Origin of the sequence: Piscibacillus salipiscarius (assembly GCF_042685285.1) — a bacterium.
GTDB classification, from domain to species: Bacteria; Bacillota; Bacilli; order Bacillales; family Alkalibacillaceae; genus Piscibacillus; species Piscibacillus salipiscarius.
The window spans coordinates 1-11,911 of the sequence record NZ_JBHUMZ010000039.1 but is presented as its reverse complement, the minus strand read 5'-3'; the positions used below and the strand labels follow the sequence as shown (position 1 = coordinate 11,911).

Annotated in this window: 9 protein-coding genes; 1 reads left to right on the top strand and 8 read right to left on the bottom strand. The window is 36.5% G+C overall.

Annotation, left to right across the window (positions count from 1 at the left end; genetic code table 11):
- Window positions 1-265: 265 nt before the first annotated feature.
- From ACFSW4_RS12040 to cyoE, 7 genes are all read right to left on the bottom strand, one after another.
- Window positions 266-721 carry a DUF420 domain-containing protein gene (locus ACFSW4_RS12040; protein ID WP_377329545.1) on the bottom strand — a complete coding sequence of 152 codons (456 nt, stop codon included), beginning with the start codon at window positions 719-721 and terminating at the stop codon, window positions 266-268.
- Window positions 722-733: 12 nt separating this feature from the next.
- Window positions 734-1,648 carry a cytochrome c oxidase assembly factor CtaG gene (gene ctaG / locus ACFSW4_RS12035; RefSeq protein ID WP_377329543.1) on the bottom strand — a complete coding sequence of 305 codons (915 nt, stop codon included), beginning with the start codon at window positions 1,646-1,648 and terminating at the stop codon, window positions 734-736.
- A 181-nt stretch (window positions 1,649-1,829) separates the two neighbouring features.
- Complete coding sequence (gene ctaF, locus ACFSW4_RS12030; protein ID WP_054755012.1) at window positions 1,830-2,159, bottom strand: cytochrome c oxidase subunit IVB; 330 nt, start codon at window positions 2,157-2,159, stop codon at window positions 1,830-1,832.
- 3 nt (window positions 2,160-2,162) lie between these two features.
- Complete coding sequence (locus tag ACFSW4_RS12025; RefSeq protein WP_377329541.1) at window positions 2,163-2,783, bottom strand: cytochrome (ubi)quinol oxidase subunit III; 621 nt, start codon at window positions 2,781-2,783, stop codon at window positions 2,163-2,165.
- The gene (gene ctaD / locus ACFSW4_RS12020) at window positions 2,776-4,632 is read right to left on the bottom strand and encodes a cytochrome c oxidase subunit I (RefSeq protein ID WP_377329539.1); all 1,857 of its coding nucleotides are present in this window, start codon (window positions 4,630-4,632) and stop codon (window positions 2,776-2,778) included. The genes ACFSW4_RS12025 and ctaD overlap by 8 nt, the downstream gene beginning before the upstream one ends.
- A gap of 36 nt (window positions 4,633-4,668) precedes the next feature.
- Window positions 4,669-5,913: a cytochrome c oxidase subunit II gene (gene coxB / locus ACFSW4_RS12015; RefSeq protein ID WP_377329537.1), complete on the bottom strand. Its 1,245-nt coding sequence runs from the start codon at window positions 5,911-5,913 to the stop codon at window positions 4,669-4,671.
- An 85-nt stretch (window positions 5,914-5,998) separates the two neighbouring features.
- Entirely contained in the window at window positions 5,999-6,928 is a 930-nt protein-coding gene (gene cyoE, locus ACFSW4_RS12010; protein WP_377329535.1) for a heme o synthase, read from the bottom strand.
- 374 nt (window positions 6,929-7,302) lie between these two features.
- Between cyoE and ACFSW4_RS12005 the strand changes: the two genes are divergently transcribed.
- Window positions 7,303-8,223 (top strand): COX15/CtaA family protein, encoded by a 921-nt coding sequence (locus tag ACFSW4_RS12005; protein ID WP_377329533.1) that lies wholly within the window; start codon window positions 7,303-7,305, stop codon window positions 8,221-8,223.
- Between the two features lie 31 nt (window positions 8,224-8,254).
- On the opposite strand, the gene pyc is transcribed toward ACFSW4_RS12005, so the two are convergent.
- Window positions 8,255-11,698 carry a pyruvate carboxylase gene (gene pyc / locus ACFSW4_RS12000; protein ID WP_377329531.1) on the bottom strand — a complete coding sequence of 1,148 codons (3,444 nt, stop codon included), beginning with the start codon at window positions 11,696-11,698 and terminating at the stop codon, window positions 8,255-8,257.
- Window positions 11,699-11,911: the final 213 nt, after the last annotated feature.

Below are 11,911 nucleotides of genomic sequence, written 5' to 3'. Positions count from 1 at the left end.
GGCGAGACCCCACAGAACGAAACGTTAGTGAAGTTCGAGGAGGCTCGCGGATCGCCCGCGGAAAGGGAAGGCCTAACCTGAAAGGTTAACCTAAGATTACTTCAAACAAATTATCAGAAAGTAATCTATACCCCAACAAATATTCTAGAGCCAAAATTTAAACTCAAAAAAAGCGAAACACTCCTTTGATCTAAGTGTTTCGCTTTTTCTATATGGATAAAAAAGATGCCCAGTGGATATTTATAGCCTACTGGGCATCTGATAACTACGCTCCAAAAATAGCCTGAAACAAATTCTGTCCGTGTTCACCTTCATACAGTACATAAAGTAATAAATAAACAGCAACTCCTGTAATAGCAGTGAAGAACCAAATAACACTTGTGACAGGTCCAATTTTTCTATGCTTACTAATATTTCGTTTAAACGCTAACGTTAACGTGACAAGTCCAAATACAGCCCCAGTTGTAGCTAGAATGATATGAAAAATAAGAAAGACTGTATAGAAAATCTTCATATCCTCTGGTCCACCAAAGCTCGTGTTTCCAATAAAGATTGTTCTAGACATATAGATAATAAAGAAGGATAAAGCAAAAACAGCAGCAGTAATCATTACTTTTTTATGCTGTTTAGGCTTATTATTAGCTATTAGAACCCAACCGATTGCAATAAAGATGGCACTTATCACAATAAATGACGTACTAAGTGTCGGAAGAAGTGGCAAGTTCAATTTGGATCAACCTCTTTCATAATTTGGCGTTAAAGTTTGCTGTGATGGTAACGGATCAATACCTTTATTTTCCTTGTTGTACCAATGATAGAACACTTTTGCTAAGACACCGCCATAAATTAACTCTTGTAATACTTTCATAATAATGCCAGCTGCTTGCTGGTCGTATACAAGTGGCATATTAAGGAATAATTGCGGACCCCCTAAATTCATATTCTGCAATACATCTGGAGGTACACAGAGTGCCATTGCCTGCGTAAAAGCATCTGGTTGAGAATAAGTTGCGTACAATGGATCGCTTGCAAAAATAATTAAACCACAAGCTGGCGTAATCAACATACCACTGCCGAAAATATAGAAGATTTTATATAAAGGCTTCAAATATTCTTGTTCTTCTAGTGGTGTAATTAATGGCCACCAAAAACAAAAAGCAGCAAACAAGATAAATAATGTAACCGACCAATGTACAAAATTACTTGTTTTAGAGAAATCTAATATCACTGGTAAATGGTATAAAGAAAATAATCCATTAAAGAAGATAACTGCGACTAAAGGTTTCGTAAGTAAATTTAAAACGTTTCTTATAACCGGAGTGTTAAATAATTTTCTCCACCATTCTACGGGTAACCCTTTGATTATTAAGATTGGTATAATTAAATAAAGTACAGCCATTTGGACCATATGTGCCATTAGCAAGATATGAGACAGTAAGTATAATGGAGAACCTTTAACTGCATAGAACAGTAATAAGGCTAGATATACATTTATTTTTTGTTTTCTAGTCGGCCCTTCTTTTAAGCCAGTTTTATGCTTTAAAGGACCAGTTAATACAAAATATATAATACCTAATAATAATGTTATTACAATGATATCAGGACTCCATAGTGCCCTAAAACCAAAAATCTGAATTTTATCCCACATGTGTTATCACCTCGAAGGTACTTCTTCTCTCAATATTTAGTATACAACAAACCTAAATATAACTCGACTAAATCGCGATTCGTTAATAAAATTGTTGAATTTAAGATAATCATATTAACTATGTTCAGTACCAACAAGAATAAATAAAGAGGCTTCCTAAGTTTAGGAAGCCTCTTTTATATTATGATCCCCACCAAACGATGGTTGTTAACGCTAATACCGTTAGAATAGCTGCAAAGATACCTGAATAAATCATTAATGCAGGCATTTCATGACCTTCTTGATTCATGTGCATGAAATAATATAACTGGAACAATACTTGAACTGCAGCTAATACTAAAATAATTGGAACAGTGAACATTGCACTAACACCAGAGATGACTAAACCAAAAGCGATTAACGTAAAGGCAATCATCATCGCGAATGTTAGAACATGATGTTTCATTTCCTCTTTATGCTTTTTACGATAAAACTGTTGTTTTTCATTTGTGGAATTGGTGTTATCTGCCATACTTTAGCCCACCTTTCCCATTAAATATACAACTGTGAAGATGAATACCCATACAACGTCAATGAAGTGCCAGTATAAGCTAGCAATATAAAACTTTGGTGCATTGTAAAGGTTAACACCACGTTTAGCATTACGAATCATTAATGAAACGATCCAACCTAAACCAAATGCAACGTGTGCTCCGTGGAAGCCAACTAATGTATAGAAGGCTGAAGAAAACGCTGATGTTGTATATCCAAAGTGATATCCATGTACATAGTGATAAAACTCATAAATTTCTAAGCCTAAAAAGGTTAGACCTAATGCCACGGTAATTCCTAACCAAAGCTGCATTTTTTTAGGATCGTTGTTTTTCATATGATACATTGCATAAACACTAGTTAATGAACTCGTTAATAATACAATCGTCATAATGAAAACAAGTTCTAATCCAAATATTTCATTTGCAGCAGGTCCATCTACTGTTGAATTCTTAAGTGCAAGATACGTTCCGAATAAACTTGCGAACAATACGGTTTCTCCGCCTAGGAAAAACCAGAAACCCATAAATTTGTTTCGACCTTCAAGGGTGGCTCTTTCTGGGTTTTGAGGCAAGTTTGTTGATTTAAGCATATCATCAGCCATTAGAACCATCCCCCTTTTCATCTTCTAAATCCTCTTTGTGGACGTGATAACCAAGATCGTCCTTGAATGAGCGGTAAAGCATACTTCCTGCAGTAATTCCAAAACCGATTACTGCTAAGATCCAGTAAGAACCTTGGAACATAACGCCAAAACCTGCAATGAATAAACCTAAGGACATCATAAACGGTACAAATGAGTTATTAGGCATGTGAATATCACCTAATGGCTCTGCAGGTTGAATTTTACCGTCACCCTCCATCTTCTCAATCCATAATGGATCTAAACCACGAACTAGAGGCTCTTGTTGAAAGTTATAGAAAGGAGGTGGTGATGGAATAGCCCACTCAAGTGTACGAGCATCCCAAGGGTCTCCAGAAACTTTAACACCTTTAGCTTGTGTGATCACAACGTTGATTAAGAATAAGATTGTACCAGCTGCCATAAAGAAGGCACCTATTGTACTAATGAAGTTAAATAAATCTAAACCTTGGTCTTCTAAGAAGATCCAATAACGTCTCGGCATTCCCATTAAACCTAAGAAGTGTTGAATAAAGAACGTTAAATGGAATCCGATAAAGAATAACCAGAAGAACCAGTGGTTAAGTTTTTCATTAAGCATTGTACCAAACATTTTTGGCCACCAGTAAATGATTCCGGCAAATAGTCCAAGTACAACACCACCAACAATAACGTAGTGGAAGTGTGCAACAACAAAGTAAGAATCATGATATTGGAAGTCAGCTGCTGCGGAAGCAAGCATGACACCCGTCATACCACCAATTGTAAAGGTAGGAATAAATCCTAAAGCGAAAACCATTGGTGATGTTAGGCGAATACTTCCGCCCCAAAGAGTAAATAACCAGTTAAAAATCTTAATACCTGTAGGAACTGCAATTGCCATAGTTGCAACTGCAAAGATCGAGTTCGCAATTGGACCTAAACCAACTGTAAACATGTGGTGTGCCCAAACCATGAAACCTAAGAAGGCAATTAGTACGGTTGCGAAAACCATTGATGAATAACCGAATAATCGTTTCTTAGCAAAGGTTGGAATGACCTCACTGAACACACCGAATGCAGGTAAGATTAAGATGTAAACTTCTGGGTGACCAAAGATCCAGAATAAGTGCTCCCAGATAATTGCGTTACCACCCATTGCTGGGTCAAAGAAGTTTGCACCGAATAGACGATCAAATGTCATTAAGAATAGTCCTACTGTTAAAGCAGGGAATGCGAATAAAATAAGTACACTTGCGATAAATGCCGTCCACGTGAATAGTGGCATTCTCATATATGTCATACCTGGTGCTCTCATATTAACAACAGTAACAATAAAGTTAATACCACCCATCAGTGTACCAAAACCTGATATCTGTAGCCCTATGGCGTAAAAGTCTACCCCATGGCCCTCAGAGAATATCGATAGCGGTGCATAAGCTGTCCAACCTGCATCAGGAGCGCCTGTTACGAACCATGATACGTTTAGCATGACACCACCAAAGAAAAATAACCAAAAACCTAATGAGTTAACAAATGGGAACGCGACGTCACGAGCACCAATTTGTAATGGTACAACAGCGTTCATTAATGCAAAGATTAATGGCATCGCTGCTAGGAATATCATCGTGGTTCCGTGCATTGTTAAGACTTCATTATAAAATTGAGCTGAAACAAAATCGTTATTTGGCTCAATTAGCTGTATACGAATAATCATAGCTTCGAGTCCACCAAGCAAGAAGAAGAACATACCAGCGACTAAATACAAAATCGCGATCTTCTTGTGGTCTACTGTTGTTAAGTAATCCCACAGTGTAGCCCCGAAGCCAGCTTTCTTAGCTGTTGCGCTCACGCTATTAACCTCCCTCTAAAAGTGATTTCTAATTCACTATTCTTCGTTGTTTTCTTCATCTGAATTTTCATCTTCTGCTCCGTCTTCACTTGAGCCTTCCCCATCAGACCCTTCTTCACTCTCACCATCTTGTGATTGCTCACCTTCACCTTCAGCTTCTTCTTCAGGGAATAACGATGATAAGTCTGAGTCTTTATAAACGCTGTCTTCTGCACTTTCAGGAGTTATGTCACTTGGGCTTAACCCCATTAAGTACTCAGCGATTTTTTCTGCTTCTTCATCTTTCAAATTGTAAGGAGCATCTTGCATGTGGTTACCTGGTTTCATTTCTTTACCTTTGGTTTGAATCCACTCGATTAAGTTTTCTTTATTGTAATCAACAACTCCAGCAATCTTCAATCGGTCACCAAAATTAGTTAGGTTTGGTCCAATTTTGTTAGGACTTGAACCAACTGCGTGACAAGTCATACAGTTGTCAGCAAATAGCTGCTGACCTTCTTGGGCTGTAGCTGATTCAGGAGTTTCTTCACCAGTCACACCTTGCATATCTTTAACCCACTGCTCAAATTCACCTGGGCTAACTGCAATGACCTTAAAGTCCATAATTGAGTGTGAAGGGCCACAAAGCTCAGCACATTTACCCCAATAGACTCCCTCTTCTTTTGCTAGAAGGGTCATCTCATTTGTGTTACCTGTAGGGTTTACGTCCATCTTACCATCAATGGCCGGGACCCAGAATGAGTGAATGACATCTTGTGAACTCATAGATAAGTACACTCTTCTGTCAGTAGGAATATATAATTCCTGGCTTGTTGAAACTTCTAAGCCATCATACTCAAAGTGCCACCAATATTGTGCACCTGTAATATTGATCCATAAAGAATCTTGTTCTTCTCCCTCTTCATTAATTTCAGGAGAAGTATCAGCTAGTGCAAATGTATATTGCACAGTTGGAACTGCCAGAATCAATAGTAAAATAATTGGTATAACAGTCCACAATGTTTCTAATGCATGACTTCCTTCCGTTTGTTTAGGAATAAAGTCTGGGTCGTCTTTCTTCTGACGATACTTAATAATAACAATCGTATAAATCACCATTACTACTACAAATACAAATAACATGATGACAATACTTAGAATCATCAAGTCGTAGATCATTTCTGCACCTTCACCTTTTGGTTGAAGAGCACTTAGAAACGGTTTACCACAACCTGATAAAACAAGTGCAAGTACGATCAAAGCGAATATAGCTTTGAATTTACTCATCCACCCTTTCATCATCAATACCTCTCTTTCTCTTATTAATCTTAAGTTGTTGAATACATTATATAATTGAATTAAGAAAAAGAAAATTTTTCTTAATTACTTACGCGAATATTGGTAAGGTAGCAACAACTAACCCTACAAAGAAAAATGTTAAATAGTTTAAGGAATATACAAACATCCATTTTGCCCAGCGATCATCATCTTTCATTTTAAAGCCATAGATCGCAATTAATAACCATCCAATATTAAGTAAAGATGCAAACACTAAAAATATTGGACCTAAAGAAAAGAAATAAAAAGGTAGTGGTAACAAACAAATCGTATAAATTAAGATTTGTCTTTTAGTAATATTATTACCATAAACAACTGGAAGCATTGGTATACCAGCTTTACTATATTCATCCCTTTTCCTTATAGCTAATGATAAGAAATGCGGTGTTTGCCAAATAAACATAACAAGAAATAACACAAACGCTACTGGATGCAATGACGCATCAACAGCTGCCCAACCAATTAAAGGTGGTGCTGCTCCTGAAAAACTTCCAACCACCGTATTGATGGTGTATTTACGTTTAGACCACATTGTATATAAAACTACATAGACAAACCATCCAAAGAATCCATATACCGCTGCCATTGGGGTCGTTAAGTATAATAGCATAAAGCCAATAATACTGAAGGCGACTCCCATGCCGATAACAACATTTAATGGAATCGTACCTGTAATGGTTGGTCTAGTTTTTGTACGAGACATAACATGGTCTATATCTCGGTCATACCAATTATTGATGACACAACCACCTGCGATCACAAATGATGTACCAGCCATCAATAATATAAAGGTTGACCATGAAAATGTGTTTCCTGTAAAGTATAACGCTAACCAATAACCAGTAAACGTTGTGATAAGATTTGAATTAATAATCCCAATTTTTATAAGAGCTAAAAAGTCAGTCCACAGAGCCTTAATACTCGTTTCTTGACCTTTTAATTGAGAAATTGTCGATTCTATTGAACGAGGTTCACTCATAATGTCCGCCGTCCCCTCTAAAAGATCCTAATAAGTTTCATAAGATGTACCAAATGTACCTTATGTAACCAATATTATTGTATCATGGAATGTTCTTTACTTCTATTTAACCACATAAAAACTTTTTTAGATGTGAAAAATGTGTGAAAAAATAATGTCCAAAGAATAAATTAGCATATTTTAGCGAAAATTGCAGTCTAAAATTTGATTTCTTATTATTTTTCACAGTTTGTTAAAAATTATAGTCTATTTCTCTTAATGTAGGTAATTGTCGATTATAAGTGTTATAATTTTGTAAAGAAATTAGTTCCCACAGTCCAAGAAATTATATTACGATAGGTACTAGGCGTTCTTCATGAAAGAAGGTGACATAAATGAACAAGTGGATTAAGCCAAAACCACTAGCATTGGTATCCGTATTAGTTATGTTGTTTGTCCTAATCGGAGGAGCATTAGTAACCAAAACTGGATCAGGTTTAGGATGTGGTAGGAGTTGGCCATTATGTGAAGGACAACTCATCCCTAAAAATATAACGTTTGAACTTCTAATTGAATTCAGTCACAGAATGGTCACAGGTGTTGCCATTATTTTCGTCGGGTTGTTATCGTACGTTGCTTGGCGTCATTATCAGCATATTAAAGAAACAAAATTTCTAGTTGTCATGACGATTGTGTTCTTTATTCTACAGTCATTACTAGGTGCTGGTGCTGTTTTATTCGAACAAACTAGTTTGATTAAAGCACTTCATTTTGGTATCTCACTCGTATCGTTCGCAACTGTATTTTTGTTAGCTTTAATTATTTTTGACGTTGACGGTAAATTCCATACAGACCAGTTAAAGATCCCAAAAAAGATACGTACTCAATTTTATGGCATTTTTATTTATACTTTAATCGTTGTCTATTCTGGAGCTCTAGTAAGGCATAAAGAATCTAGTTTAGCTTGTGTCGATTGGCCATTTTGCTATAATCAAGAACCTTTTAACTTCGGTAATTTAGGTACTGAGCAATGGATTCAAATGGGCCATAGACTGATGGCAGGTCTACTATTTATTTGGGTCATTGGCTTATTGCTTCATTTATATAGAAACTATAAAGAGAAAGTATTTATAAAAAATGGTTGGTTTATTGCTTCCATCTTAATTACTTTACAAGTAATTCTTGGAGCACTTGTCATTTTCACATTAAAAAATACAACCATTGCATTAATGCATGCACTCTTTATTTCGTTATTCTTTGCTTTACTGAGCTATTTTATATTACTTTCTTATAGAAGTGCTAAAAAAGAAGATTAAGGGTTTTAAGCAACCCTTAATCTTCTTTTTTTTATTCAACCTCTATTAATAAATCTCCACTTTCAATAGCTTCTCCATCTTTAACATGCACTTTTTTAACTATACCTTCAAATGGTGCTTGAATCGTTGTTTCCATCTTCATCGACTCTGTGATCATTAGATGATCGTTTTTACTAACCTTTTCTCCTTCTTTAACCAGTACATTAATAACGGTACCAGGCATAGATGCCCCGATATGGCTAGGGTTCATCTTATCTGCCTTCGCACGTTGTTCTAGTACGTTCTCAACATTCTCATCTCTTACAACGACCTCACGAGGCTGTCCGTTTAATTCAAAATAAACGACTCGTGTTCCATCTTTTTGCGCCTCACCAATTGATACTAATTTAACAATCAGTGTTTTACCTTGTTCAATTTCAACTGCTACTTCTTCTCCAAGCCTTAAACCATATAGAAATGCTGGTGTATCTAGAACTGAAATATCACCATATGTTTCTACGAAATTTTGATAGTCATCAAAAACTTTTGGATATAATGCAGCTGAAATGATTTCAAGATCGGTTACTTGTCGACCTAATTTATCATAGAGCTGTTCTTTTAATGCTTCAAAGTTTATTGATTTCAAATGTTCTCCAGGTCTACTTTGAATAGCTTCTCTACCTTTTAACACAATTCTTTGAAGTTCTTTAGGGAATCCTTGATATGGCTGACCTATATAACCTTGGAAAAATTCAACGACTGAATCAGGAAAATCTAAAGAATCTCCTTTTTCATAAACATCGTCTACAGTTAAGTCATTTTGCACCATAAATAACGCCATATCTCCTACAATCTTAGAAGATGGAGTTACTTTTATAATATCCCCAAACATATCATTAACTTTTCGGTACATCGCTTTAACCTCATCCCAGCGTTCACCTAAACCAACAGCTTTTGCTTGTTGTTGAAGGTTACTATACTGCCCACCAGGCATTTCATGGAAGTAAATTTCCGAATGTGGTGCCTTGAGGCCATTTTCAAATGGAGCATAATATTCACGTACATCTTCCCAGTATCGAGCTAATTGGTCATACGCATCGATATTAAGATCAGGTTGACGGTCGTGATGCTCTAATGCGTAATATAAGCTGTTCGCACTTGGCTGTGATGTGCTTCCTGCCATTGTACTTACCGCAACATCTACCGCGTCAACACCTGCGTCAACCGCTTTAGAATACATCATGATTCCGTTACCACTTGTATCATGAGTGTGTAAATGGATTGGAATTGTTACTTCTTCTTTTAATGCTTTAATTAAACGATAAGCCGCTTCTGGTTTTAGCAGTCCTGCCATATCTTTAATACCTAAAATATGAGCTCCTGCATTCTCTAACTCTTTAGCTAAGTTAATATAGTAATCTAAATCGTATTTAGCACGGTCCGGGTCTAAAATGTCTCCCGTATAACACATCGCAGCTTCCGCTATTTTCCCTTGTTTACGAACCGCTTCAATGGCAGGCTTCATGCCATCAATCCAGTTTAAACTATCGAATATTCTGAAGACATCTATTCCCATTTGTGCACTATGTTCAACGAATTTTTCAATAGCGTTATCTGGATAATTTTTGTATCCAACGGCATTACTTGCTCGAAGTAACATTTGAAATAAAACATTTGGCATTTTTTCTCTTAACTTACTTAAACGTTCCCAAGGATTCTCTCTTAAGAAACGATATGATACATCAAAGGTTGCTCCTCCCCACATCTCAACTGAGAATAAATTAGGTAGTAGTTTAGATGTTGGTTCAGCAATATCTAATAAATCCTTTGTTCTTACTCGTGTTGCTAGTAATGATTGGTGTGCATCCCGGAACGTTGTATCAGTTAGCTGAACTTCTTTTTGATTCTTAAGCCAATCAGCAACTGCCTCTGGACCTTGTTCATCCAATAACTGTTTCGTCCCTTCAGGATATGTTTGATTTAAATCATATTCTGGTATTCTAGGTTTTGAGAAAAGTGGTTTTTTCTCTTTGCCTTGACTGACAGGGCCGTTAACCGTAGTGTGTCCTAAGTATGTTAATAACTTAGTACCTCGGTCTTTACGTTTAGGAAATACAAATAATTCAGGTGACTGATCAATAAACGTCGTATCATAAGTACCATTAACAAATTTCTCATGTAATATAACATTTTCTAAAAATGGAATATTGGTTTTAATTCCGCGAATTCTGAACTCTTTTAAGTTACGAACCATCTTCTTAGCAGCTTGTTCAAATGTTAGTGCCCATGTAGAAACCTTTACAAGTAATGAATCATAGTGCGGTGAAATAACAGCACCTTGGAATCCGTTCCCTGCATCTAAGCGCACACCAAAACCGCCACCTGTACGGTAAGCCATAATTTTACCCGTGTCAGGCATGAAATTATTAAGAGGGTCTTCTGTCGTTACACGTGATTGAATAGCAAAACCGTGAGTTGAGATATCTTTTTGTTTCGGAATGTCAATCGGTGAATCATGCAACTGCTTGCCCATGGCGATTTGAATCTGTGTTTGAACAATATCAACACCTGTGATCATTTCAGTTATGGTATGTTCAACTTGGACTCGCGGGTTAACCTCAATGAAATAAAACTCATCTTCAGTTACTAAGAATTCAACAGTCCCCGCGTTTACATAGTCCACACTCTTCATCAGTTGTACGGCTGCTTCACAAATTTCTTCACGCTGTTGATCATCTAAAGAAACACTTGGCGCTACCTCTACAACCTTCTGGTGCCTTCTTTGGACAGAACAATCACGCTCATATAAATGAACAACATTTCTGTCTTCATCACCAATAATTTGAACTTCAATATGTTTAGGGCTTTCTATTAATTTTTCAACATAAACTTCATCACTACCAAATGCGGCTTTTGCTTCGGACTTCGCTCGTTCATATGCTTCCTTTAATGCATCTTGAGTGCGTACGATTCTCATACCTCGTCCGCCGCCACCTAATGCAGCTTTAATCATAATAGGAAATCCATGATTTGAAACAAAATTTTGAACTTCATCTAATGATGAGACGGGTCCATCTGATCCCGGAATCACTGGGATTTCTGCTTTCACAGCCTGATTTCTTGCTTTTACTTTATCACCAAAAACATCTAATAACTCACTAGACGGACCAATAAACTTAATGCCTTCCTCTTCACATCGTCTAGCAAAATGAACATTTTCTGATAAGAATCCATAACCAGGGTGAATCGCATCTACCCCAACTCGTTTAGCAATTGAAATAATCCCTTCGATATCTAAATAAGCATCAATTGGTTTCTTTCCAACTCCTACCAAGTAAGCCTCATCAGCTTTATAACGATGATAAGAGCCTGTATCCTCCTCAGAATAAATAGCTACTGTTCGGATATTAAGTTCCGTACAAGCTCGGAACACCCTTATAGCAATTTCTCCTCTGTTAGCTACAAGAACCTTGTTAAAGGGTTTGACTTCATTCATGATGAATCCTCCATTCTAAAGTTCTTAATTCTCCCTTAGTCATAATTCTACAAGCTATTACAAAATTCCTTCTTACAAAATGAATAATCATTCATTTCTTTTTTAAATGGCTCTGTTAAAGTTTAATGTTGATATTTATAGAAAAAACAGAACTTCCATAAAATTGGAAGTTCTGTTTGGTTTTATTATCTTATTGAACTAACGCACCCGTTA